Raw genomic sequence first — 24,613 nt, 5'->3', positions numbered from 1 at the left:
GGAGTTGGAGACAGAGCAGCGCGGGTGACGCCTGCGACAAGCGGGTGTGCCGGCGGTACGCCGAAGGTAGGAGGCCGAGCCGACCGATGCCGAGCGTCTACTGCACGCAGTGCGGTCACGCCAACCCGGATGATGCCCGTTTCTGCTCCAACTGCGGTACGCCCCTGACCCGGAGCGTGCCGCCCCCTCCCCGGGAGTCCCCGGGCGAATCCACGTCCACGATCTCGCTGACCGGCCTGGAGGCCGCGCTCGAGCAGGATCAGGTGGAGGAACAGCCTCCCTCGGGCGAGCAGGTGGCGGTCGAGGCGCTGCCGCCCGGAACGGCCCTGCTGGTGGTCAAGCGGGGGCCGAACGCCGGCAGCAGGTTCCTCCTGGACAAGGAGCGCACCTCGGCGGGCCGCCATCCCGAGAGCGACATCTTCCTCGACGACGTGACGGTCTCCCGCAGGCACGCGGAGTTCTACCGCCATGGCGGCACGTTCTCCGTCCGCGACGTGGGCAGCCTGAACGGCACCTACGTCAACCGGGAACGGATCGACCAGGCCGGGCTGTCAGGCGGTGACGAGGTCCAGATCGGCAAGTTCCGGCTGGTCTTCCTCACCAACCCGACGAACCCGCACTACGGCTGACGGACGAGCCCGCGCTGGGGGTGAGGCCATGGCGGACGCGGCGATCGGCGGAGGCGCGATGAACGCACGCGCCTCCCGGGCCGCCATGACGATCGGGGACGTGCTCGCCCTGCTCCGGGCGGACTTCCCCGACGTCACCATCTCCAAGATCCGTTTCCTGGAGACCGAGGGGCTGATCGAACCACAGCGCAGCCCGTCGGGCTACCGCAAGTTCGGTCCCGCCGACGTCGACCGGCTGCGATTCATTCTCTCCGCACAACGTGATCAATATCTCCCGCTTCGGGTGATCAAGGAGCGGCTGCAGGAGGCCGACCGCGGAGCCGATCCGGTACGGGCGCCCCGCACCCTCGTGGCGGCCGACACGGACGCCCCCGGTCCACCCGTCCGGCTCACCCGCCGGCAGCTGCTCGACGGCGCGGGCATCGAGGAGGTGCTGCTGGCCCAGCTCGAGGAGTTCGGGCTGGTGCGCCGGTCCGGTGTGTACTACGAGGGTGAGGCGCTGACCGTGGCCCGGGCCGCGGCGGCGCTGGGCGCCTTCGGCTTCGAGGCCCGGCACCTGCGTGCGGTCAAGGCCGCCGCCGACCGCGAGGTCGGCCTGATCGAGCAGGTCGTGGCCCCACTGCTGCGGCGGCGTAACCCCGGCGCGCACGAGCGGGCCGCCGACACCGCCCGCCGGCTGGCCGAGCTGTCCCTGGAGTTGCATGCCGCCCTGGTCGCGGCAGGACTGCGGGAAAGCCTTGATCACTGAGCCGGGCACCGGGTCGTGGCGTCCCGACCCGGGTGATCGACCCGCCGGAGTGCTCGGACCGGGGTGTACTTTGGCTACAAGGAGCGGTCAGTAGTCGATCGGGGAGGCGAGGGAGCCACCGTGAAGCAGATGGAGGTCGTCGGCGTACGGGTCGAGATGCCCTCCAACCAGCCGATCGTCCTCCTGCGGGAGGCGGGCGGTGATCGCTACCTGCCCATCTGGATCGGGGCGGTGGAGGCGACCGCGATCGCGTTCGCGCAACAGGGTGTGCTGCCGGCCCGTCCGCTCACCCACGACCTGTTCCGTGACGTGCTCGACGCGCTGCACGTCCAGTTGCGTGCCGTCAACATCACCGCCCTGCGTGAGGGCATCTTCTACGCCGACCTGGTCTTTTCCAACGGGGTCGAGGTCAGTGCCCGGCCGTCCGACTCGATCGCGCTGGCGCTGCGCACCGGTGCGACCATCTTCGCCAGCGATGATGTGCTGGAGGAGGCCGGGGTGGAGATCCCCGACGAGCAGGAGGACGAGGTCGAGAAGTTCCGCGAGTTCCTCGACACGATCTCCCCGGAGGATTTCGGCCGCGCCGGCTGACCGGCCCGCGGCTCTTTCCGGGGGCCGTCCCATGCCTTGAGCGCATCGGTCCGCTTCTGGCCGTTCCGGAGGGTGACGATCGGGGTAGGAGGTCGATGGGTGTGCAGGTGAGCAGTTTGCCCACGTGAAGCCGGTTCATCCGGGCATGCGACGCGCCGACGGCGAACGTTGACCACACCCTGACCGGCACCTACCGTGCTGGTGGAACACCCGTGGCGTAATTCGTCAAACCCCCTTGACGAATGGCCAGGGGCTGATAGAAGCCGGAGGTCCGCGTGGCGGTGAGCAGCGGCGAGGGCAAGGCGACCCGCGAGAGGCAGATGGCGTCCCAGCATGCCGGAGAGCAGGGACTGCTGTTCGACACACAGGTGTCGGCGCCGCCCGAGAACGTCGGATACCGGGGTCCCACGGCCTGCTCGGCGGCCGGGATCACCTACCGGCAGCTCGACTACTGGGCGCGTACGGCGCTGGTCGAGCCGAGCGTCCGGGCCGCGCACGGGTCGGGCAGCCAGCGGCTCTACAGTTTCCGCGACATCCTGGTTCTCAAGGTCGTCAAGCGATTGCTGGACACCGGGGTTTCGTTGCAGCAGATCCGCACGGCCGTGTCGCACCTGCGTGACCGCGGGGTGGCCGATCTCGCGCAGATCACCCTGATGAGCGACGGCGTCAGCGTGTACGAGTGCACCTCGCCGGACGAGGTGGTCGATCTGCTGCAGGGCGGCCAGGGTGTGTTCGGCATCGCACTCGGCCGGGTCTGGCAGGAGGTGGAGGGCCGGCTGGCCGAACTGCCGGCCGAGCGCGCGGTCCGCGACGACGAGACGGCCGACGGGCCGCACCCGAACGACGAGCTGGCACGGCGCCGCAAGGTGCGCAAGACCGGCTGATCCCGTTTTCGGGGTCCCTCAGAGGGCCTGCTTGCGCTGGAGGTAGGCGAACGACGCCCACCCCGGCAGCACCGGCAGCCAGAAGGTCAGCAACCGGAACAGCAACACCGCGGAGGTCGCGGTCTCAGCCGGCAGCCCGGAGAAGGTCAGTCCCAGCGACAGTGCCGTCTCCACGGCGCCCAGCCCGCCCGGAGTGGGGGCCGCCGAGCCCAGTGCGTTGCCGGTGAGGAAGACCACCGCGATCGCGGTCCACTCCAGGGAGCCGCCGAACGCCCGGATCGAGGCGTCCAGGCAGACCACGAAGGCCGCGGTCAGCAACAGGGTGCCGCCAAAACCGGTGATGATCTTTTTTGGTGACTGGAACACGTCCAGCAACCGGGGGAGCACCCCGGAGAACATCGACTTCAGCCGGTTGACCACCAGCCGGCGGACGGGCGGGATCGCGGCCGCCACCCCGGCGAGCACCCCGACCGCCAGCAGCACGGTGATGACCGTCCGGGACGGCGCCAGATCCGGGGCGTCCCGGGAGGACCCGGTGATGAAGCCGAACACCGCCAGCAGCAGGATGTGCATGATCAGGCCGGTGAGCTGGGAGGCGCCCACGCTGGCCACCGCCGGGCCCGGCCGCACCCCCGCCCGCTGGAGATACCGGGTGTTGATCGCCACCCCGGTGACCGCGGCCGGGGCCACCAGCTTGACGAACGACGCGGCCAGTTGCACCAGGATGGTCCGCCACAGCGGCAGCCGCTCCGGCACGAAGCCCATGAGCATGAAGGCCGCGGCGACGAAGGTCGTTGCCGAGGCGGCCAGCCCCACGATCACCCACCACCAGTTGGCGTCGGTGACGAGCCGCACCACGTTGACGCTGCTCACCTGGGGGATCACGATGTAGGCCGCGATGCTCAGGGCCACGATGCTGACGATGGTCCGCGGCCTGAAGCGCTCCAGCCGGACCGGCTCGACCTCCATCTCCGGATGCAGCCGCAGGATCTGCTCCCGGATCCGGGTCAGCAGGTCTTTCTCTCGGCGCACCTGCCCGCGGGTCTGCCGGCTCAGCGCCACCCGCTGGAGCAGCGGTACGACGCGGCCCAGCGCGTCCTCGCCCAGCACCTCGACGGCGGTGCGCACGGCCCGTTCCGGGCCCACCCGCAGCGCCAGGGTGGCCAGCAGCTGGGCGACGTCCAGGCGTAGCTGCAGATCCCCGGCCGCGATCTCCCCGGCGCGCAGGTCGACGAGATGAGCGCGACCGTCCGGGGAGATCAGCACCGACCCCCCTTCTAGCCGCCGGTGCGCCAGCCGGGCGGTCTGCAGCCGTTCCAGCTGCCGCCAGACGTCGATGAGCAGCTCGTCGGTCAGCTCCTCGTCGGAGACCTCGTCGAGGGTGCGACCGGGCACGTACTCGTAGGCCAGCAGGGCGGCCTCGCTGCCGACCTCGGAGGTGACCACCAGCCGCGGGCTGCGCGCCCCGGCCGCCCCCACGGCGTACGCCATGAGCGACTCCTGCTCCAGCGAGCGGCGCAGCGAGCGGAACGCCCGGCGCGGGGCGCCGCCGCGCAGCCGCGCCAGCCACCACATCCGGTACAGCAGTCCGGCGCTCTGCAGGTCGCGGTCGAGGACGGTGACCTGGAGCTGCCAGTCGCCGCCGGGCAACCGGCCCTCCTGGGGCGTGGCCGTCTCCACGGCGACGCCGTACCGGCGGGTGCCGTCGGCCGCGTCGGCCAGCCGCAGCGACCGCGCGGGGACCAGGCCGACCCGGCGCAGCGCGGCCATCACCGCGCCACCCGGCGGCCGGGGATTGGGCGTGCCGACCGCGTAGAGGGTGCCGTAACCGATCGCCCGGCCGAGGAAGTAGGTGGCGGCCAGCGCGGCCGCCGAGGCGTACCCGGCGGTCAGCCCGGTCAGCGCGGCCAATGCGATGACCGACCAGGTGATCAGCTGCCAGCGCGGCCGGCCGGTCAGCCGGACGGCGGTGACGAACGCGATCACGGGGGTGATGTCGGCGTGCACCGGCGCGCCCCCGCCGTTGCCCCACAGCAGCGAGCCGGCCAGGTCGTCGGGGGCGGCGGGGATCACCCACGCGTCCAGGGCCACCGTCACCCCGACCGAGATCACCGCGGCGAGCAGCCCGACGGCGATCCGCAGCCCGTCACGGCGCAGCAGCCGGTCGATCGCGAACGCCACCGGGACGGTGAGCACCCCGAACCGGGAGATCAGGGCCACCACCTGGAGCAACCGGTGCGGCGCCCGGGCGGTGCCCTCTTGGATGTCGGTCTGCAACCCGTGCGTGGTCTGCTGGGCGATGCTGATCAGGACCAGCACGATGACCAGGCCGGCGACGGAAATGGCGAAGCGGATGGGGTCGCTCGGCCGCCGGATGCGCTGGGGCTGGGCCGGCTCGTCGACCGGGACGGAGGGCAGGCTCGCGGGCCGGTCGACCCCGGGGGGCACCGCCTTGTCCCGCGTCCGTGTCACGCCACACCGCCGTCCGGTCGCATCGTTGCGAGCAGGGTCCCCGACCCGGTGTGGGCCCGAGGACGGGGCCGGGCCGGTGACGTACACCTCGTACGTACCCGCTCGGTCACCCGAACGCCACGGCCCGCCGGTCCTGTCGGCCGATCTCCATCCGTGGGCTGCGGACATCGTACTTGTCCGGCCGGGAGAGCCGGATCGGGACGGGCCGTTTTGCGGCCCGCCGAGATCGTTCCCCCAAACCGTTGGGTATCGTGCTAAAGGACAGCCGATGACTCTGTGCGGGAGAGATCCCACGCCGCCAGCGCGGGCCGCCGAAGGGGCAACTTCCCCGGAACCTCTCAGGCAAAAGGACCGCACGGACGAGGTACCTCTGGAAAGCGGGCGCCCCGGGCACGGGCGCGCCCCACCGAAGGTGCAAGCGCGGGCGACCGCGTGAAGCTCTCAGGTCCCGATGACAGAGGGGGAGACCGGCCGACGGCCCATGGCCGCCGGCATGGCCGGCCACAGCAGCAGCCAGGAGGCTCCCCAGTCATGACCCAGTACTCCGCCGCCAGGACGACGTTCGCCGACCGGCACATCGGGCCCTCGCCCGACGACCAAGCCCGCATGCTGGCCGTCCTCGGCTACTCCGATGTGGAGGCGCTGGTCGGTGACGCCGTGCCGGACGCCATCCGCACCGACCGGCCGCTGGACCTGCCGCCCGCCCTGGACGAGGCCGCCGCGCTGCGCCGGCTGCGCGAGCTGGCCGGACGCAACCAGGTCCTCACCTCCATGATCGGGCTGGGCTATCACGGCACCCTGACGCCGGGCGTGATCCTGCGCAACGTGCTCGAGAACCCCGGCTGGTACACCGCGTACACCCCCTACCAGCCGGAGATCTCCCAGGGCAGGCTCGAAGCGCTGCTCAACTTCCAGACCGTGGTGAGCGACCTCACCGGGCTGCCGGTCTCCGGCGCCTCCATGCTCGACGAGGGCACCGCCGCGGCCGAGGCGATGGCCCTGGCCCACCGGGTGTCCCGGCGCAAGGACCCCGGCGCCTTCCTGATCGATGCCGACGTGCTGCCGCAGACCATCGAGGTGGTGCGGACCCGCGCCGAGCCGCTCGGCATCGAGGTGGTCGTGGCCGATCTCGCGGGTGGCCTGGTCGACGGCGACTTCTTCGGCGTGCTGCTGCAGTACCCCGGGGCGGGCGGGGTCGTCCGCGACCTGGCGCCGATCGCCGGCCAGGCGCACGAGCGCGGCGCGCAGGTGGTGGTGGCGGCCGACCTGCTGGCGCTCACCCTGCTCACCCCGCCCGGCGAGTTCGGCGCCGACGTGGTGGTGGGCTCCGCACAGCGGTTCGGTGTGCCGTACGGGTTCGGTGGCCCGCACGCCGGCTACCTCGCGGTCCGCGAGGGCATCCAGCGCCAGCTGCCCGGGCGGCTGGTCGGGGTGTCCGTCGACGCCGATGGCCGGCCCGCGTACCGGTTGGCCCTGCAGACGCGCGAGCAGCACATCCGGCGGGAGAAGGCCACCAGCAACATCTGTACCGCCCAGGTGCTACTGGCCGTGATGGCCGGCATGTACGCGGTCTACCACGGCCCGGAGGGGCTGACCGAGATCGCCCGGCGGGTGCACGCCCACGCCCGTGCCCTCGCGGCGGGGTTGCGGGACGGCGGAGTCGAGGTGGTCCACGAGCACTTCTTCGACACCGTGCTGGCCCGGGTGCCCGGCCGCGCCGCCGAGGTCGTCGCGGCGGCCGCCGAGCGGGGCGTCAACCTGTGGCTCGCCGACGCCGACCACGTGGGGATCTCCTGCTCCGAGACCACCGTCCCGGACCACCTGACGGCCGTCTGGGCGGCGTTCGGGATCACCGGCACGGACCCGGGCCGGTGGCTGACCGGCGGCGGTTCCGGGTCGCTCGACGGGCTGCCCGCCGACCTGCACCGCGACAGCCCGTTCCTGACTCACCCGGTCTTCCACGAGCACCGCTCGGAGACCGCGATGCTGCGCTACCTGCGCCGCCTCCAGGACCGGGACATCGCGCTCGACCGGTCGATGATCCCGCTGGGCTCCTGCACGATGAAGCTCAACGCGACCACCGAGATGGAGCCGATCACCTGGCCGGAGTTCGCCGACATCCACCCGTTCGCCCCGCTCGACCAGGCGCGCGGCTACCTGGAACTGATCGGCGAGCTGGAGGACTGGCTGGCCGAGATCACCGGCTACGCCAGGGTGTCGGTGCAGCCCAACGCGGGGTCGCAAGGCGAACTGGCCGGGCTGCTGGCCATCCGGGGCTACCACGTCTCCCGGGGCGAGGAGCACCGCGATGTCTGCCTGATCCCGTCGTCGGCGCACGGCACCAACGCCGCCAGCGCGGTGATGGCCGGGATGCGCGTGGTGGTGGTGGCTTGTGACGAGGCCGGGAACATCGACGTCGACGACCTGCACGCCAAGGTCGACAAGCACCGCGACACGCTGTCGGCGATCATGGTCACCTACCCCTCGACGCACGGGGTGTACGAGGAGACCATCACCGAGGTCTGCGCGACGGTGCACGCGGCGGGTGGGCAGGTCTACGTCGACGGCGCCAACCTCAACGCGCTGGTCGGGCTGGCCCGTCCGGGCGAGTTCGGCTCCGACGTTTCCCACCTGAACCTGCACAAGACCTTCTGCATCCCGCACGGCGGCGGCGGCCCGGGGGTCGGCCCGATCGGGGTGCGCGAGCACCTGGCCCCGTTCCTGCCCGGCCACCCGCTGCGCGCGGAGGCCGGCCCGGAGACCGGCCCCGGCCCGATCTCGGCCGCGCCCTGGGGCTCGGCCGGCATCCTGCCGATCCCGTGGGCCTACATCGCGATGATGGGGCCCGACGGGCTGCGTCAGGCCACCGAGGGGGCCATCCTGGCCGCCAACTACGTGGCCCGGCGGCTCGCCCCGCACTACCCGATCCTCTACACCGGGCGCGCCGGGCTGGTCGCGCACGAGTGCATCGCCGACCTCCGCAAGCTCACCAAGGAGACGGGGATCACCGCCGAGGACGTCGCCAAGCGGCTGATCGACTACGGGTTCCACGCGCCCACGCTGTCGTTCCCGGTCGCCGGCACGCTCATGATCGAGCCCACCGAGAGCGAGGACCTGACCGAGCTCGACCGCTTCTGCGACGCCATGATCGCGATCCGGCGGGAGATCGAGCAGGTGGCGAGCGGGGAGTACGACCGCGACGACAACCCGCTCAAGAACGCCCCGCACACCGCCGACCACCTGCTGACCGACGACTGGAAGCACGCCTACGGGCGGGCGGAGGCCGCCTACCCGCTCCCGTCGCTGCGCGAGGCCAAGTACTGGCCTCCGGTCCGCCGCATCGACCAGGCGCACGGCGACCGCAACCTCGTCTGCTCCTGCCCGCCGCCGGAGTCCTTCGAGGACTGACGGGAACCGATCCGGCCGGGGGTCCGGGACGTCCCGGACCCCCGACCCGCCGGTTCGGCGCCGTCGCGGGACGGGGGCCCGAGCGGTCGCTAGGCTCGGGGGAAATCCGTGGATTCCCAGAGGCGGCCACCAGATGAGTACGACGCCGGACGAGGCGACCGCCGACCCGTCCCTGCTGTGCGAGGAGGCCCGGCGGTTCGCCGAGAACGGCGAGCTCGACCAGGCCGCCCGGCTGTTCGAGCGGGTGATGGAACTCGGCGACACGTCCCAGCGGGCGCGGGCGGCCCTCGGGCTGGCCGTGGTCCGCGACGACGCGGGCGACACCGCGGCCGCCCGGGCGGCCGACCAGGCCGCCATCGACACCGGAGACCCCGAGTACGGCCCGCGCGCCGCCTACCACCTGGCCCTGATCCAGGAACGGGCCGGCGAGTTCGAGGCGGCGGCCCGCTCGTGGCGGCTGGTGGTCGACTTCGGCAACCCGGCCTACCTGCCGCCGGCGCTGCTGGCGCTGGCCCGGCTCGCCGACGACGCCGGCGACGCCGAGGCCGCCGCCGACTGGTGGGAGCGGGCCGTGGCCACGGGCGACGGGCGGTACGCGCCGGTCGCCGCGCACGACCTCGCCCAGCGGCTGCTGGAGCGCGGCGAACCCGCCCGGGCGCAGCGGGTGCTGGCCGGCGCGCTGCGGACGGTCGACCGGGAGGCCGAGCCGTACGCCTACAACCGGCTGGCGGTGGCGATCGGGCTGGCCTACCTCGACCAGGCGATCGGCGCGTTCGGTGCGGTCCTGGCCGACGGCGGCGCGGGCGCCGACCCGGAGGTCGGCCCGCTGGCCGTCGAACTGCTGGCCCGCACCCTGCCGTTGCGCGGCCGCGGTACGGAGGCGCGCGAGGTCTGGGAGCGCGGGCTCGCCGACCCGGTCGTGTCCGGCCAGGTGCGCGACCGGCTGCGCCGCGGTTTCGGCGCCGACGAGGCCGATGATCTGTGGTGGGAGCCCGCGGTGGAGTCCGCGGTCGGCGCCGGCACCCTTCCTGGGCTCACCGGCGAGGTGTTCGGCGTGCTCGACCACATGTACGCGCTGCTGGCGTTGCGCTATGTGGAGGGAACGGACGCGGAGACGGCCGAGGTGCTCGGCCGGGCGATCCGGGTGCCGGGCGAGTACCCGTGGGGCCGTGACCTGCACGAGAGCTTCGCCGCCCGGCTGCGGCAGGCCATGGGCCCGCAGGCCCCGGACCTGCCGGCCGACTGGCCCGGCTCCTGACCGCGCCCGGCCGGGGTTCAGTCCGAGACGGCGCGCTGGGCGATGACCCTGGTGAGGGGGACGCGGACGAGGTACTCGCCGGGAACGCCGTTGCGGGCGCCGAACTCCACAGCCCGGTCGGCGCCCATGTAGCGGGCGCCGATGGCGGTCGCCCACCGGGTGAGCTCGGTGAGGTCCTCCGACAGCTCCGCCGTGCCCTGGATGATCACGAAGGAGTAGGGCGGCTCCTGGTCGTCCACGCAGATCGAGATCCTCGGGTCCCGGCGCAGGATGCGGCCTTTGAGGCTCTCCTCGTGGGTGGTGAAGACGAGGTCGCCGCCGTCGAGCACGAACCAGATCGGGGTCACGTGCGGCGCGCCGTCCTTGCGGGTGAGGGCGGCCTTGCCGGTGCGTGTCCCGGCCGAGACGAAGTCCCGCCACTCACTCTCGGTCATCAGCTCCATGGTGATCAGTGTGCCCTACGGTGGCGGCATGGACGGCGTGACGAACCCTGTGATGGACCTTGAGACAGTGCACGGCCGGGCCGAGGTGACGCTGGATGAGGCGGCCGGCCCGGTGGCGTTCCTGCTGGTGTTGACGCATGGGTCGAACGGGGGAGTGGACGCTCCGGACCTGCTGGCGGTGCGGGAGACGGCGCTGGGGCTGGGCGGCGCGGTGGCCCGGGTGCTCCAGCCGTTCCGGCGGGCGGGCCGGCGGTCACCGGGATCGGCGGCCAGGCAGGACGAGGCGTGGCTGGAGGTCGTGGCAGCGCTGGGGCGGCGGTGGCCGGACGTACCGCTGGTGCAGGGCGGGCGGAGCAACGGGGCCCGGGTGGCCTGCCGCACGGCGGCGAAGGCGGGGGCTCGGGGGGTGCTGGCGCTGGCCTTCCCGCTGCATCCGCCGGGCCGGCCGGAGCGGTCGCGAGCCGGTGAGCTGCGGGCGGCGGGGACGGAGGTTCTGGTCGTCAACGGCGACCGTGACCCGTTCGGGGTGCCCGATCCGGCGGACGCGACATGTGTTCACGTCCTGCCGGGGGAGCGCCACGATCTCGGGCGGAACCCGGCTGCGGTCGGCGCCGCGGCGGAGCCGTGGCTCCGCCGCTGGGCGTCCTCGGATGCCTGAGGCATGGTCGGGAACTTCATGATCACCCGATTGGACTAGTCCTCTGGGGGATCACGGCCCGCCGCCGGGGGGCGGGATCAGGCTGGAGAGGGCGTGGGCAGGTCCGTGGGGCGGTGCGGCGCGACGATTCCCCCGTCGGGCAGCAGCTCACCGGTGTCCTCGAAGAGGACGACGCCGTTGCAGAGCAGGCTCCACCCCTGTTCGGGGTGGTTGGCCATCGTCCGCGCGGCGTCGCGGTCGGGTCCGTCGGAGGGGGGACAGGGCGGCTGATGCGGGCACATCGGCGTGCCTCCGGTCTTCAACTACGTGGGTGTGTGCTGTCTGTCACGTTCGACGCGTCCCAGTGTGCAGTGGTTCACCCTCGATCCGACATAGCCCGTTGGGACGATTGTCGATCTGGCACCGAAGTGTGACCCCGCATGTCAGGTCGCCTCACCCCTGTGGTACTCCTCGCTCGTTACGACGGTGTCACGACTCGCCGTCCGTTCCCCGAACGGACCGGTGAAGGTTAGAGTCCGGCGATCCCGGCGAGGACGATCCCGAGCCCGGCGGTGAAGCGCGCGTCCCAGTCCACGGCGCCCTCCGGGTCGGCGGCGCGGGCGCCGCCGCGCGCCTCCAGCGCGGCGTGCCCGAGCACGTAGCCGAGCAGCGCGTGGGCCCCGGTGCCGGCGGCCTCCTCGGCGAAGCCGGCCGCCCGCAGCACCTCCTGGACGGAGGCCGCCGTGCCGGACAGGGCGGCCGGGTTGCGGCGGGTGACGAGTAGGGGCAGTACCCCGGCGTGCTCGGTCAGCCGGGCCCGGTAGAGCGCGGCCCAGTCGGCCAGCGCGGGGCGCCAGCCGTCCGGTCCGGCGGGCCGGGCGGGACGGATCCCGACGTGGGCCACGAGGCCGTCCAGCAGTTCCTCCTTGCCGCGCGGCAGGTGGTGGTAGATCGCCATCGCCTCCACCTCCAGGGCGTCGCCGAGCCGTCGCATGGTCAGGCGGCTCAGCCCCTGGCTGTCGACGATGTGCAGGGCGGTCTCGATGATGCGCTCGCGGGTGAGCGGTTCGCGCGGCCGGGGCGTGGGATCGGTCTGCTCGATCGCTTCGGTCGGTTCAGGCGGCATGCCCCTACCTTACTACGTAAAGGGGGTGTCCGGTCGCGCATCAGGCCCGCGGCGCGCGTACGCTGTGCTTCCGACGCGGGGAGCACACCCGCCACCGCAGGAGGGACCACCATGCCGCTGGGCCGCCGGACGAGCAAGGACGTCGAGGAGCGCATCGCCGCGGACCGTGAACTGGCCGCCGCGTACCGCGACCGGCTGGCCGCCGCGACCGCGGCGGAGGATGCCCTGCGGAGCGCCCAGCGCGAGAGCCGTCCCGCCGCCGAGCTGACCGAGCTGTCGCTGGGGTTCGACCGGGCGCTGCGCGCCGCGCTGCTGGCGGCGGAGGCGGCCGAGCGGGTGGCGATCGGGCCCGCCGGCTACGAGCCCGCCGACCCGCGCGCGGACACCGCCCGACGCCGAGCCGAGATCGCCCGGCGCAAGGCCAAGGCGCGCTCGGAGGTGCGCCCGTGGACCGACGAGGTCGACCGGCTACGCACCGCCCGCGAGACGCACCTGCTCAGTTTCCGGGCCGCGCGCGGGGCCGTGGCCTGACGTCCGTTCCGCCGGGGAGCCGAGTGGCGTCCGCCGCGGAACTTTGAGACTGTACCGACTCGGGAAGCACCGGGGTGATTGAGCAGGCGGTGCGACGGTCACCTGTATGCGTAGGGAGTGCTCTGACCGCGGGGGGATCTTTGGAGCGCACGCCGCCGGACCGGCATCGCGTACTCGAGTCCTACAGGGACGGGGTACAGGCCATCCGCGCGCTGGCGGACCAAGTGACCGACTGGCAGGTCCAGACGCCGTGCGCCGACTGGCTGGCGGTCGACCTCGCCGGGCATCTGCGCTGTGTCGCGGAGAACTACCTGGAATACCTCCAGGACGCGCCCGACAGCCGGCTCGCCAAGCTGTTCGCCCACGAGGCCCCCTCGGCGGTGCTGATCCGCCGGCAGGCCAGGCAGAACGCCGCCGAGCTCGCGGTGCTCCCCGCCGAACCCGGCCCGGACCGCATCAGGTCCTTCGGTGTCTCGGCGGGCGCGTACGTCGACCTGATCCCCGACGCCTGGGACCGGACGCACCTGGTGCACCGGGGCACCAAGTACACCGTGGGCGATCACGCCGGGGCGGCCGCCGTGGAGTGGCACCTGCACGCCTGGGACCTGGCCCGGGCCATCGGCATTGAGCACCGTCCGGCCGACCCCGAGGTGCTGGTCGCCGCCTGGCACTGGGGGGTGCCGCACCTGCCGCTGGCCGTCGGGGAGCCCTGGTCCGCGGTGCTCCGCTCCTCCGGCCGCTCCCCCGACTGGCCCGAGGTGAGCCGCCCGGTCCGCGCCCGGCGGTGGCCCGCGGGGGTCTGACCGGCCGCAACGCTTCACGGTGAGATGTTTCGGCTGTGCGGAGGATGTAGCACTCAGGGCACACGATCCGCAGCCGGCCGTAACGCGGCGTCCCTAACTTCCGAGGGTGTCCCCGTCAGACCCCTTAGGCCCCTCAGGAGGACGAGCATGACCGCGGTGACGGACGAGGTGACCCGCCAGGGCCAGGCCCCGCCCCGGGGCGGTCGCTGGATCGACGACTGGGAGCCCGACGACGAACGGTTCTGGGAGCGGACGGGGCGCCGTATCGCGGTCCGTAACCTCGTCTTCTCCATTCTCACCGAGCATCTGGGCTTCTGCGTGTGGCTGCTGTGGAGCATCGCGGTGCTCAACATGCCGTCCCTGTCGGTGGGGCAGAAGCTGTGGCTGACCACCCTGCCGAACGTGGTGGGCGCGGTGCTGCGGATCCCCTACACCTTCGCGCCGGCCCGGTTCGGCGGCCGCAACTGGACGATCGTCAGCGCGCTGCTGCTGCTGATCCCGTGCGGCCTGTTCGTGTATGCGATCGAGAACCCCGACATCCCGTTCTGGGCGCTGCTGCTCATCGCGGCGACCACCGGCCTGGGCGGCGGTAACTTCGCCTCCTCGATGTCCAACATCACGCATTTCTACCCGGCGAACCGGCAGGGGCTGCCGCTGGGCCTGAACGCGGCCGGCGGCAACATCGGGGTGAGCGTCACGCAGCTGGCGATGCCGCCGCTGATCGTGGCGTTCGGCCTGGTAGCGGTCGGGTGGGTGTGGATGCCGTTCATCCTGCTCGCCGCGACCTGCTCCTACTTCTTCATGAACAACCTGACCAAGGCGACCTCGTCTTACACGTTCCGGGAGATGGTCGCCATCTCCCGCAGGTCGCAGACGGTCATCATGTCGGTGCTCTACATCGGCACCTTCGGGTCGTTCATCGGCTACTCCTTCTCCTTCGGTGTGCTGATCAAGGCGCAGTTCCCGGACGTGAAGGGGGCGAACTTCATCTGGCTGGGGGCCTTCGCCGGCTCGGTGGCGCGACCGCTGGGCGGCTGGCTGGCCGACCGGTTCGGCGGCGCGCGGGTCACGATGATCGACTTCCTGCTGATGGGGTTGGGCATCGTGGCGGTCGCCGTGGCCGTGGGCGCCGGCAACTGGCCGCTGTTCCTGGCCGCCTTCCTGTTCGTGTTCGTCACCACGGGCATCGGCAACGGTTCGACTTACAAGATGATCCCGGCGATCTTCCGGGCGCAGGCGCTGAACGGCGTGGACGAGGCGGACTCCTCGGCGGTGCGCCGGGCGATGGCGCTGGCCCGGCGCAACGCCGCCGCCGTGATCGGGATCTCCTCGGCGGTGGGCGCGGCCGGCGGCGTGCTCATCCAGCAGGCGTTCCGGATCTCGATCGAGGAGACGGCCGGGATCGGGCCGGCGCTGGCCGGCCTCGCCGTCTTCTACGGTGTGTGCATGGCGCTCACCTGGTACTGCTACCTGCGCCGGGTGAAGAGCGGTGACGCCGTCAGCCAGACGAGCCTGGCCGAAGCCGGGGTCTGACACGCGGGAGGACCCCCGGCCGCACCTCGGCCGGGGGTTCGGCGTGTTCAGCCGAGGGCCGGTTCGTACCCGTCCTCCAGGTAGAGGGCGCGGCCGTCGGTGATCCCGCGCAGCGCGGGCCCCATTCGCCGGGCGATGTGCGGCGGGGCCAGGTCGGGTACCCGGTCGGGGGTGACCAGGACGTGGTCGGACAGTTCCTCGGGCGGCAGACGGATGCCTTTGACCTGCTCGGCGGTGATCGATCCGGCGAACACGAAGATGTTGACCGCGTCGACGCCGTCGCGCGGCGGGCCCCAGTCGACGCAGACCAGGCCGTCGAGGCGGGGGACGAAGCCCAGCTCCTCCTCGCACTCCCGGACGCAGGCGGCCAGCGGCGACTCGCCGGCTTCGATCACCCCGCCGGGCAGGAACCAGCCGTCCTTGTAGGTGGGTTTGACCAGGAGGATCCGGCCGGCGTCGTCGAGGAGGAGGGCTGCGGCGGCGCCGCGCGTGCGGGGGAGGGACGCGTAGAAGGCGGCATCGGACATGCCCTGAGGCTAGGGCGTGCCGGCTTGTTGCGGATCACTCGCTTTCGGGGGTGAGGCCGGATTGGTCCGCGTCTTCGGCGGACGGCCGTGGATACGTCCAAGGCATGATCCCCGAGCGCCGAAAGACGGTCGTTGCATCAGGGAAAAGGCAGGACGTGAACTGCGCGGCAAGCAGCCGGAAGATCACTCCCGGTGTTCTCGATCACCGCGCCTGGATCGTGCCAACCAAGGCTATGACCTTTGCAAATGCTGGTTAGTGAGAGGCTTTTAACACTTCGGTCACAGGCGGGACCCAGCCGCGAAACGCCCCCTGAACACGATCGAGGGCATGACCGCGAGTGATATCGGCGACGCGCCAGGCGACCTTACGGGCACGGTGACCGGCACGCTCGACCCCGGGCCGGACCCCCCGTCCGCGACGCCGACGCACTGCCCCTACTGCGCCCTGCAGTGCGGCATGAACGTCGGCGGCCGGCCGGTGACCGTCACCCCCCGAAGCGACGTGCCCGCCAACGCCGGCGGCCTGTGCCAGAAGGGCTGGACGGCGGCCGAGATGCTGACGGTCCCGGACCGGCTGACCACCCCGCTGATGCGGGCGCATCTGGGCGCCCCGCTGGAACCGTGCTCATGGGACGAGGCGCTGGACCGGATCGCCGCCGAGGTCGGCCGGCTCCAGGAGATGTACGGCCCCGACGCCGTGGGCGTGTTCGGCGGCGGCGGGCTCACCAACGAGAAGGCCTACCAGCTCGGCAAGTTCGCCCGGATCGCGCTGCGCACCTCGCAGATCGACTACAACGGCCGGTTCTGCATGTCGTCGGCCGCGGCGGCGCTCAACCGGGCCTTCGGCATGGACCGCGGGCTGCCGGTGCCGATCACCGACCTGGCCCAGGCCGACACGATCCTGCTGGTGGGCGGCAACGTCGCCGAGACCATGCCGCCCTTCATGCGGCACCTCATCGACCAGAAGGCGGCCGGCGGCTCGCTGATCGTCGTCGACCCGCGGCGCACGTCCACCGCCCGCCAGGCCGACCTGCACCTGCAGCCGACGCCCGGCACCGACCTGGCGCTCGCCAACGGGTTGCTGCACCTGGCTCTCGTCGAGGGCTACGTCGACGAGGGCTACGTGGCCGAGCGGACCTCCGGCTTCGACACCGTCCACACGGTGATCAACGCGTACTGGCCGGATCGGGTGGAACGGATCACCGGGGTGCCGGTGCCGCACATGCGCGAGGCGGTGCGCATGCTCACCCGTGACCGAGTGCTGATCCTTACCGCCCGCGGCGCGGAGCAGCACGCCGCCGGCACCGACACCGTCACCGCGTTCATCAATCTCGCGCTGGCCCTGGGGCTGCCCGGCAGGGAGGGTTCCGGCTACGGCTGCCTGACCGGCCAGGGCAACGGGCAGGGCGGCCGGGAGCACGGCCAGAAGGCCGACCAGCTGCCCGGCTACCGCAAGATCGACGACCCGGCGGCGCGTGCGCACGTGGCGGCGGTGTGGGGGGTCGACCCGCAGATCCTGCCCGGGCCGGGCCGGTCGGCGTACGAACTGCTGGCCGCGCTGGGCACCGACACGGGTCCCCGGGCGCTGCTGCTGTTCGGCTCCAACCCGGTGGTGTCGGCGCCGCGGGCACGGTCGGTGGAGGAGCGGATCAACGCGCTGGACTTCCTCGTGGTCGCCGACTTCGTCCTGTCGGAGACGGCGACCCGCGCCGACGTGGTGCTGCCCTCCGCCCAGTGGGCGGAGGAGTCGGGCACCATGACCAACCTGGAGGGCCGGGTGCTGCGCCGCCGCCAGGCGGTGCCGCCGCCCGACGGGGTCCGCACCGACCTGGAGATCCTGTCCGAGCTGGCCGGCCGGCTGTCGGCGCCGGGCCGGTGGAGCACCGATCCCGCCGAGGTCTTCGAGGAACTGCGCGCGGCGTCGGCCGGGGGGGTGGCCGACTACTCCGGCATCACCTACGAACGGATCGAGGCCGAGGGCGGGGTGTTCTGGCCGTGCCCGGCCGAGGATCATCCGGGCACCCCCCGGCCCTTTCTCGACCGGTTCGCCACCCCGGACGGGCGGGCCCGCTTCACCCCCGTGGAGCACCGGGGCGCGGCCGAGGAGGTCGACGCCGACTATCCCGTCTACCTGACCACCGGCCGGGTGCTGGCCCACTACCAGAGCGGGGCGCAGACCCGCCGGATCGACCCGCTGGTGGCCGCCTCGCCCGACCCCTTCGTCGAACTGCATCCCGATCTGGCCGACCGGCTGGGCATCACCGAGGGCATGGACGTGCTGGTGACGAGCCGGCGGGGCGCCGCGGTGGTGCGGGCCCGGCTGACCGACACCATCCGGCACGACACCGTGTTCATGCCCTTTCACTGGGCGGGCTCCGGCCGTGCCAACTCGCTCACCAACCCGGCGCTCGACCCGGTGTCGCGGATGCCGGAGTTCAAGGTGTGCGCGGTACGGCTCGAACCGGCCCTGGACGGAGTGAGCGAGCGATGAACCGATCAGCAGGAATCGTCGTGGTGGGCAACGGCATGGCCGGTTCCCGCCTGGTCACCGAGTTGCGTGACCGCGACCGGCAGGTGCCGGTGACGGTCTTCGGTGCGGAGGCGCGGCAGCCCTACAACCGGGTGCTGCTGTCGAACGTGCTGGCGGGGGCGGCCCGGCCGGACCAGATCGGCCTGGTCGACCCCGCCTGGTACGCCGCGCACGACGTGGACGCCCGGCTCGGTGTGCAGGTCGATCGCATCGACCGTGCCGAGCAGGTCGTGTACGCCGCCGACGGGGCCGCGACGCCGTACGGGACGCTGGTGCTGGCCACCGGCAGCACGGCGTTCGTGCCGCCGATCCCCGGTACCGGGGACGGCCTGCCCCGGGGCGTGCTGGTGTTCCGCACCCTGGACGATTGCCGGGACATCGTCGCGGCGGCCGGGACGGCCCGGAACGCCGTCGTGGTCGGCGGCGGACTGCTCGGCATCGAAGCGGCCCGCGGCCTGGCGGGCCGCGGGCTTTCCGTGACGGTGGTCCATCTGGCCGGACACCTCATGGAACGGCAGCTCGACCCCGGGGCCGGGAAGGTGCTGGTCCGGACCCTGAGCCGCCTGGGAATCCGGGCCCGTCTGGAGGCCCATGTCACCGCGTTGCGGACGGCCGACGACGAGGTCGGCGGCGTGCCCGTGCCGTCGCCCGCGGCGGAGGGCGCGGGTGCGACGCGGGTCACCGGGGTCGAGCTGGCCGACGGCGAGGCGCTCGCGGCCGATCTGGTGATCCTCGCCTGCGGGGTGCGGCCCGAGGTGGGGCTCGCCCGGGCGGCCGGCCTCGCCGTCGACCGGGGGATCGTGGTGGACGAGACGCTCCGGTCGGTGACCGACCCCGCGATCCGGGCGATCGGTGAGTGCTCCCAGTACGGCGACACGGTCTACGGCCTGGTCGCGCCCGCCTGGGAGCAGGCCCGGGTGCTGGCCGACCTGCTCACCGGGGCCGACGAGGCCGCCCGTTACACCGGCTCGCGGCAGATCACCCGGCTCAAGGCCGCCAGTGTCGAGCTCGCCGCGATGGGCGAGACCCACCATGGCGACGACGATCCCGGCGTGGAGGTGGTGCAGTTCGCCGACGCCACCCGGGGCACCTACAAGAAAGTCGTCATTCGCGACGACCGGCTGATCGGGGCGATCCTGCTCGGCGAGACCAGCACCGCGGGCACGCTCACCCAGCTGTACGACCGGGCGGCGCCGCTGCCCGCCGACCGGCTCAGCCTGCTGTTCCCCGGGGTCGGCGGGCCGAGCGTGAGCGACTCGCCGGTCCTGATGCCGGACGCGGCCACCGTCTGTCATTGCAACAACGTGAGCAAGGGCCGGATCCGCGACTGCTGGGAGCAGGGCGCCCGGTCGGCGGACGACGTGGCTCAGGGGACCCGGGCCGGCACCGGTTGCGGTAGCTGCCGGGACGCCGTCGAGGGCATCCTGGGCTGGCTGGATGAGCAGGAGTCGGCCCGGGCCTGACCGCCGCCGCCCGCCGGAGTCCCGGCCCGAACCGACCGGTTCGGGCCGGGACTCCGGCGGTTTCGCTACGGGGCGGTAACGTTGCGTGGCGTAGGTCACAGGACGACCACGAGGAGATCTCAACGTGAGCTTCTTTTAACACGGGGGTGACAAAGGGGACGCAGCCGCGAAACGCCTCCTGCTGAGGATCGCCCCATGAACGTCGCAGGGGATGGCTTTCATCGGCTGGTCGTCATCGGCCATGGCCCGACCGGTCACCGCCTGGTCGAGGCGCTACGTGAGCGCGACACCGGCCGCCGCTGGCAGGTCACGGTGATCGGCGAGGAGACCCGTTCTGCCTACGACCGAGTGGCGCTCACCTCTCACCTCACCGAGGGCGCCGACCTGGCCTATCCGGCTCATGATCCGGAGGTGACGCTGCTGACCGGCGACCCGGTCACCGGGATCGACCGGGCCGAGCGCGTCGTCACCACCGGGAGCGGCCGGCGCGTCGGCTACGACGCCCTGGTGCTGGCAACGGGCTCGTCGCCCTTCGTCCCGCCGGTGCCGGGCCGGGACCTGCCCGGGGTGTTCGTCTACCGCACCATCGACGACCTCGAGGCGCTGCGCGCTTACAGCGCGGCGCTGGCGGAGCCGGTGAGCGGCACGGTCGTCGGTGGCGGGCTGCTCGGCCTGGAGGCCGCCCGCGCGCTCCAGGGGCTGGGCCTGGACACCCACGTGGTCGAGGTGGCGCCCTGGCTCATGCCGCGCCAGCTCGACGAGGGCGGCGGCGCCATGCTGCGCCGCCACATCGAGGCGCTGGACATGCAGGTCCATGCGGGTACGCCGATGGCCGGTCTCGCCGCGGGCGACGACGGCCGGGTGGCCCGCGTCGAGTTCGGTGACGGCTCGGCGATCGACTCCCGGGTGGTCGTCTTCTCCGCGGGCATCCGCCCCCGCGACGAACTGGCCCGCGGCTGCGGGCTGCCGGTGGGCGAGCGCGGCGGGATCGTCGTCGACGAGGGCTGCCGCACCGCCGACCCGGCGATCTACGCGGTCGGCGAGTGCGCCCTGGTGGGCGGCCAGGTGTACGGCCTGGTCGGACCATGTTTCTCGATGGCCGAGGTGGTGGCCGACCGGCTGCTGGACGGCGGCGCGACGTTCGCCGGCGCCGACACCTCCACCAAGCTGAAGCTGATGGGCGTCGACGTCGCCAGCTTCGGCGACCCGTTCGCCGCCGCCCTCGACGTCACCTACACCGACCCGGTGGCCGGGGTCTACAAGCGGCTCGTGGTCAGCGACGACGCGCGCACCCTGCTCGGCGGCGTCCTGGTCGGCGACGCCGACTCCTACCCCACGCTGCGCGCCTACATCGGGGGACAGCTCCCCGGCACCCCCGAGCAGGCGCTGTTCGGCGGCACCGAGGCGGCCGGCGGCGACCTGCCCGGCAGCACGGTGATCTGCAGTTGCAACAACGTCTCGGCCGACACGATCCGGTGCGCCATCCGCGACGACTCCCTGACCGAACTGGCCGAGGTCAAGGGCTGCACCCGGGCGGGCACCACCTGCGGCAGCTGCGTCCCGCTGGTCAAGAAGATCCTGGACGCCGAGCTGACCGCGGCCGGCATCGAGGTCAGCAAGGCCCTGTGCGAGCACTTCCCGCACAGCAGGTCGGAGCTGTTCGACATCGTGCGGGTGCGCGGCATCACCACCTTCACCCAGCTCATCACCGAGCACGGGCAGGGGCGCGGCTGCGACATCTGCAAGCCCGCCGTCGCCTCGATCCTGGCCAGCCTGGGCAACGGGCACATCCTGGACGGCGAGCAGGCGGCGCTCCAGGACACCAACGACCATTTCCTGGCCAACATGCAGAAGAACGGCACCTACTCGGTGGTGCCGCGGATCCCCGGCGGCGAGATCACGCCCGACCGGCTCATCGTGATCGGTGAGGTGGCTCGGGACTTCGGGCTCTACACCAAGATCACCGGAGGCCAGCGCATCGACCTGTTCGGGGCCCGGGTCGACCAGCTGCCGGCGATCTGGAAGCGCCTGGTGGACGCCGGCTTCGAGTCCGGACACGCCTACGGCAAGGCGCTGCGCACCGTGAAGTCGTGCGTCGGATCGACCTGGTGCCGGTACGGGGTGCAGGACTCGGTCGCGATGGCGATCCGCCTGGAGCTGCGCTACCGCGGGCTGCGGGCACCGCACAAGCTCAAGTCCGCGGTCTCGGGCTGCGCCCGGGAGTGCGCCGAGGCGCAGAGCAAGGACTTCGGCATCATCGCCACCGAACGGGGCTGGAACCTCTACCTGTCGGGCAACGGCGGGATGCGCCCGCGGCACGCCGACCTGTTCGCCACCGACCTCGACGACCAGACCCTGATCCGCTACATCGACCGCTTCCTGATGTTCTACATCCGGACGGCCGACCGGCTACAGCGCACCGCGAGCTGGCTGGAGAGCCTGGACGGCGGGATCGACTACCTGCGTGAAGTGATCGTCGACGACCGGCTGGGCCTGTGCGCCGAGCTCGACGCGGCCATGGACCGCCATGTCGCCGCCTACTCCGACGAGTGGCGCGACACCCTGGAGGACCCCGACAAGCTGCGCCGGTTCGTGTCGTTCGTGAACGCCCCCGACACCCCGGACCCGAGCATCCGGTTCGAGCCGGAGCGCGACCAGATCAAGCCGGTCCTGCTGGCGGGACCCGAACTGGAGGTGGTAACCCGATGACGGCCGAGCTCACCGTTCCGACCCGTTCCGACCGCTGGACCGACGTGTGCGGCTTCGTCGATCTGATGCCCGAGCGGGGGGCCTGCGCCCTGGTCGACGGAGTCCAGGTGGCGATCTTCCGGACCTTCGACGGCGAGCTGTACGCGCTGTCCAACTTCGACCCGTTCAGCGGCGCCTACGTGCTGGCGCGGGGCATCCTCGGCACCAGGAACGGTGCCCCGACCGTGGCTTCGCCGATGTACAAGCAGGTCTTCGACCTGCGTACAGGCCAGTGCCTGGACGACGAGCAGGTGGTGGTCCCGACCTACCCCGTCCGCCACAATTCCGCCGGCCGGGTAGAGGTGTCACTGCCGTGACGCCGCGCCGGCCCCGACCCGTCAGCGAGCCCCACCGTCATGAACCCTGGCACGAACACGATCTCGAGCGCGGTCATGAGCACTGAGAGCGGGCCGCTGGCCGGCTTCGCTGTCGGGGTCACGGCCGCGCGCAGGCACGAGGAGTTGGCCGCCCTGCTCGAACGACGCGGCGCCCGGGTGGTGTACGCCCCGGCGATCCGCCTGGTCCCGCTGTCGGACGACGCGGAGCTGCTGCACTCGACCAACGACTGCATCGCCCAGCCCCTGGACTACGCGGTCGTCACCACCGGGATCGGGTTCCGGGCCTGGCTGGAGACGGCCGACGGCTGGGGGCTGCGTGACGCCCTCATCGACCGGCTCGCCGGTGTGCGCATCCTGGCCAGGGGGCCCAAGGCCCGCGGCGCGATCAGGTCGGCTGGGCTCCAGGAGGAGTGGTCGCCGGAGTCCGAAAGCTGCACCGAGGTCCTCAACCATCTGCTGACCCAGGACCTGCGCGGCACCCGGATCGCCGTGCAGCTCTACGGCGAGCCGCTGCCGGAGTTCACCGACGCGCTGCGCCGGGCCGGGGCCGAGGTCATCGAGGTCCCGGTCTACCGGTGGTCGCGCACCGACGACTCCACGCCGCTGCGCCGACTGGTCGGCCAGGCGGTGGCGGGCACGGTCGACGCCATCGCCTTCACCAGCGCGCCCGCCGTGGCCGCGACGCTCGCCGTCGCGGCCGAGGACGGGCTGGAGCACGCGCTGGTCGAGGCGCTGCGCGGCAATGTGGTCGCCGCGTGCGTGGGGCCGGTCACCGCCCAGTCGCTCACCGAGCGGGGGGTGCCGACCGTCCAGCCGGAGCGGGCCCGGATCGGGGCGCTGGTCCGGGCCATCGTGTCCGACCTGCCGGAGCGCCGGGCGCGCCGCATCGAGGTTCGCGGGCACGCGCTGGAACTGCGCGGCCATGCGGTGGTGCTCGACGGTCAGCTCCGGCCGATCGCGCCCGCCCCGATGGCGATCCTGCGCGCGCTGGCCCGCCGGCCGGGCCATGTGGTCTCCCGGGCCGAGCTGTGCGGGGTGCTGCCCAGCCGGGTGGTCGGCAACGGCACCGGGGCCGCTTGGGCCCGGGACGGCCGGCCACAGGCCGACGAGCACGCCGTCGAGATGGCCGTCGCCCGGCTTCGCCGCGGGCTGGGCCGGACGGGCATCGTCGAGACCGTGGTCAAGCGCGGTTACCGGCTGGCCTGTGAGCCACTGCGGGTCGAGGGAGCCCTGTGAGCGGTACTCCACCGACCCTGCTGGCCGTCGCGCACGGCACGCGCACCCAGGCGGGCCCGCCGGTGATCCGGGCCCTGCTGGACCGGGTCCGGGCGATGCGCCCGGACCTGCCGGTCGCCGAGGCCTACGCCGAACTGTCCGCGCCCTCGCTGGAGGACGCCCTCCCCACGATCGACGGGCCGGTGATCGCGGTGCCGCTGCTGCTGGCCCGCGGCTACCACGCTCTGATCGACATTCCCGGCCGGGTGGCCGAGCACCGCCCGGACGCGACGGTGGCCCGCCCGCTGGGCCCGCACGTGCTGCTGGCCGCCGCGCTGGCCGGCCGGTTGGCCGAGGTGCCGCCTGCGGACGCGGTGGTGCTGGGCGCCGCCGGATCCTCGGACCCGGCGGGCATCGACGACGTCCGGGTCGCGGCGGCGTTGCTGTCCCGCCGGTTGCGTCGGCCAGTGCCCTACGGTTTCGTCGCGGCCGGTGAGCCGTCCCTGGACCGGGTCGTGGCGGCCGCGCGGCGCCGGGGCGCCCGGCGGGTGGCGGTCGGGGCGTACCTGCTGGCGCCCGGTTTCTTCCATGACCGGATGCGCGCGGCCGGAGCCGATCACGTGAGCCCGCCGCTGGGCGCGCATGACGCGGTGGCCGGCCTGCTGCTGCGTCGCTACGACCAGGCCAGGTCGCGCGCGGACGCGTTCGCCCAGACCGGTTAGAGGGGGG

Annotated in this window: 21 protein-coding genes and 1 riboswitch; of the genes, 16 read left to right on the top strand and 5 right to left on the bottom strand. The window is 72.7% G+C overall.

The genetic code is table 11. The features are described 5' to 3' along the window. Positions 1-86 precede the first annotated feature (86 nt). The 4 genes from odhI (at position 87) to DPM19_RS31875 (ending at position 2,852) form a co-directional block, all read left to right on the top strand. Complete coding sequence (gene odhI, locus DPM19_RS31890) at positions 87-629, top strand: oxoglutarate dehydrogenase inhibitor Odhl (protein WP_111871808.1); 543 nt, start codon at positions 87-89, stop codon at positions 627-629. A 58-nt stretch (positions 630-687) separates the two neighbouring features. After that, entirely contained in the window at positions 688-1,377 is a 690-nt protein-coding gene (gene ftsR, locus DPM19_RS31885; protein WP_111871877.1) for a transcriptional regulator FtsR, read from the top strand. Between the two features lie 120 nt (positions 1,378-1,497). After that, complete coding sequence (locus DPM19_RS31880; RefSeq protein WP_111871807.1) at positions 1,498-1,968, top strand: bifunctional nuclease family protein; 471 nt, start codon at positions 1,498-1,500, stop codon at positions 1,966-1,968. 275 nt (positions 1,969-2,243) lie between these two features. Beyond that, positions 2,244-2,852, top strand: a complete 609-nt coding sequence (locus tag DPM19_RS31875; RefSeq protein ID WP_111871806.1) for a MerR family transcriptional regulator — start codon at positions 2,244-2,246, stop codon at positions 2,850-2,852. A gap of 18 nt (positions 2,853-2,870) precedes the next feature. Here the strand turns inward: DPM19_RS31875 and DPM19_RS31870 are convergent, their stop codons facing one another. After that, positions 2,871-5,324: a lysylphosphatidylglycerol synthase transmembrane domain-containing protein gene (locus DPM19_RS31870; protein WP_233511004.1), complete on the bottom strand. Its 2,454-nt coding sequence runs from the start codon at positions 5,322-5,324 to the stop codon at positions 2,871-2,873. A 269-nt stretch (positions 5,325-5,593) separates the two neighbouring features. Then, positions 5,594-5,688: riboswitch (glycine riboswitch) on the top strand. 167 nt (positions 5,689-5,855) lie between these two features. Between DPM19_RS31870 and gcvP the strand changes: the two genes are divergently transcribed. Together gcvP and DPM19_RS31860 are read left to right on the top strand one after the other, a co-directional pair. Next, entirely contained in the window at positions 5,856-8,732 is a 2,877-nt protein-coding gene (gcvP, locus tag DPM19_RS31865) for an aminomethyl-transferring glycine dehydrogenase (RefSeq protein ID WP_111871804.1), read from the top strand. A gap of 133 nt (positions 8,733-8,865) precedes the next feature. Then, the gene (locus DPM19_RS31860; RefSeq protein ID WP_111871803.1) at positions 8,866-9,990 is read left to right on the top strand and encodes a tetratricopeptide repeat protein; all 1,125 of its coding nucleotides are present in this window, start codon (positions 8,866-8,868) and stop codon (positions 9,988-9,990) included. A gap of 17 nt (positions 9,991-10,007) precedes the next feature. Here DPM19_RS31860 and DPM19_RS31855 read toward each other — a convergent pair whose 3' ends face one another. After that, positions 10,008-10,424: a PPOX class F420-dependent oxidoreductase gene (locus DPM19_RS31855; RefSeq protein ID WP_407642578.1), complete on the bottom strand. Its 417-nt coding sequence runs from the start codon at positions 10,422-10,424 to the stop codon at positions 10,008-10,010. Positions 10,425-10,485: 61 nt separating this feature from the next. Here DPM19_RS31855 and DPM19_RS31850 point away from each other — a divergent pair, with 61 nt between their 5' ends. After that, positions 10,486-11,091: an alpha/beta hydrolase family protein gene (locus DPM19_RS31850; protein WP_111871876.1), complete on the top strand. Its 606-nt coding sequence runs from the start codon at positions 10,486-10,488 to the stop codon at positions 11,089-11,091. Between the two features lie 77 nt (positions 11,092-11,168). Here the strand turns inward: DPM19_RS31850 and DPM19_RS31845 are convergent, their stop codons facing one another. Next, positions 11,169-11,372 carry a DUF5999 family protein gene (locus DPM19_RS31845; RefSeq protein WP_111871801.1) on the bottom strand — a complete coding sequence of 68 codons (204 nt, stop codon included), beginning with the start codon at positions 11,370-11,372 and terminating at the stop codon, positions 11,169-11,171. Between the two features lie 227 nt (positions 11,373-11,599). Continuing rightward, positions 11,600-12,196: a TetR/AcrR family transcriptional regulator gene (locus DPM19_RS31840; RefSeq protein WP_111871800.1), complete on the bottom strand. Its 597-nt coding sequence runs from the start codon at positions 12,194-12,196 to the stop codon at positions 11,600-11,602. 111 nt (positions 12,197-12,307) lie between these two features. On the opposite strand from DPM19_RS31840, the gene DPM19_RS31835 reads away from it, so the two are divergent. From DPM19_RS31835 to DPM19_RS31825, 3 genes are all read left to right on the top strand, one after another. Then, entirely contained in the window at positions 12,308-12,727 is a 420-nt protein-coding gene (locus tag DPM19_RS31835; RefSeq protein ID WP_111871799.1) for a plectin, read from the top strand. A gap of 89 nt (positions 12,728-12,816) precedes the next feature. Continuing rightward, complete coding sequence (locus tag DPM19_RS31830) at positions 12,817-13,530, top strand: maleylpyruvate isomerase N-terminal domain-containing protein (RefSeq protein ID WP_325050311.1); 714 nt, start codon at positions 12,817-12,819, stop codon at positions 13,528-13,530. Between the two features lie 147 nt (positions 13,531-13,677). Next, positions 13,678-15,063 carry an MFS transporter gene (locus DPM19_RS31825; RefSeq protein ID WP_111871797.1) on the top strand — a complete coding sequence of 462 codons (1,386 nt, stop codon included), beginning with the start codon at positions 13,678-13,680 and terminating at the stop codon, positions 15,061-15,063. A gap of 47 nt (positions 15,064-15,110) precedes the next feature. Here DPM19_RS31825 and DPM19_RS31820 read toward each other — a convergent pair whose 3' ends face one another. Further along, the gene (locus tag DPM19_RS31820) at positions 15,111-15,590 is read right to left on the bottom strand and encodes an NUDIX domain-containing protein (RefSeq protein WP_111871796.1); all 480 of its coding nucleotides are present in this window, start codon (positions 15,588-15,590) and stop codon (positions 15,111-15,113) included. A gap of 328 nt (positions 15,591-15,918) precedes the next feature. Here DPM19_RS31820 and DPM19_RS31815 point away from each other — a divergent pair, with 328 nt between their 5' ends. The 6 genes from DPM19_RS31815 to DPM19_RS31790 all read left to right on the top strand — a co-directional run bounded on the left by DPM19_RS31815 (position 15,919) and on the right by DPM19_RS31790 (position 24,606). Further along, complete coding sequence (locus DPM19_RS31815) at positions 15,919-18,081, top strand: molybdopterin oxidoreductase family protein (protein WP_111871795.1); 2,163 nt, start codon at positions 15,919-15,921, stop codon at positions 18,079-18,081. Then, positions 18,078-19,583 (top strand): FAD-dependent oxidoreductase, encoded by a 1,506-nt coding sequence (locus DPM19_RS31810; protein ID WP_111871794.1) that lies wholly within the window; start codon positions 18,078-18,080, stop codon positions 19,581-19,583. The genes DPM19_RS31815 and DPM19_RS31810 overlap by 4 nt, the downstream gene beginning before the upstream one ends. A 195-nt stretch (positions 19,584-19,778) precedes the next feature. Beyond that, positions 19,779-22,292, top strand: a complete 2,514-nt coding sequence (gene nirB / locus DPM19_RS31805) for a nitrite reductase large subunit NirB (RefSeq protein ID WP_111871793.1) — start codon at positions 19,779-19,781, stop codon at positions 22,290-22,292. Beyond that, complete coding sequence (gene nirD, locus DPM19_RS31800; protein ID WP_111871792.1) at positions 22,289-22,648, top strand: nitrite reductase small subunit NirD; 360 nt, start codon at positions 22,289-22,291, stop codon at positions 22,646-22,648. Before nirB ends, nirD begins: the two co-directional genes overlap by 4 nt. Positions 22,649-22,723: 75 nt before the next feature. Further along, positions 22,724-23,905 carry a uroporphyrinogen-III synthase gene (locus DPM19_RS31795; RefSeq protein ID WP_111871791.1) on the top strand — a complete coding sequence of 394 codons (1,182 nt, stop codon included), beginning with the start codon at positions 22,724-22,726 and terminating at the stop codon, positions 23,903-23,905. Beyond that, positions 23,902-24,606: a sirohydrochlorin chelatase gene (locus DPM19_RS31790; RefSeq protein ID WP_233511000.1), complete on the top strand. Its 705-nt coding sequence runs from the start codon at positions 23,902-23,904 to the stop codon at positions 24,604-24,606. Before DPM19_RS31795 ends, DPM19_RS31790 begins: the two co-directional genes overlap by 4 nt. The last annotated feature ends 7 nt before the right edge of the window (positions 24,607-24,613 follow it).

The sequence above is a fragment of the Actinomadura craniellae genome (assembly GCF_003289645.1).
GTDB classification, from domain to species: domain Bacteria; phylum Actinomycetota; class Actinomycetes; order Streptosporangiales; family Streptosporangiaceae; genus Actinomadura_D; species Actinomadura_D craniellae.
The sequence above is the reverse complement of the archived record's forward strand: the minus strand, read 5'-3'. Positions and strand labels throughout refer to the sequence as shown.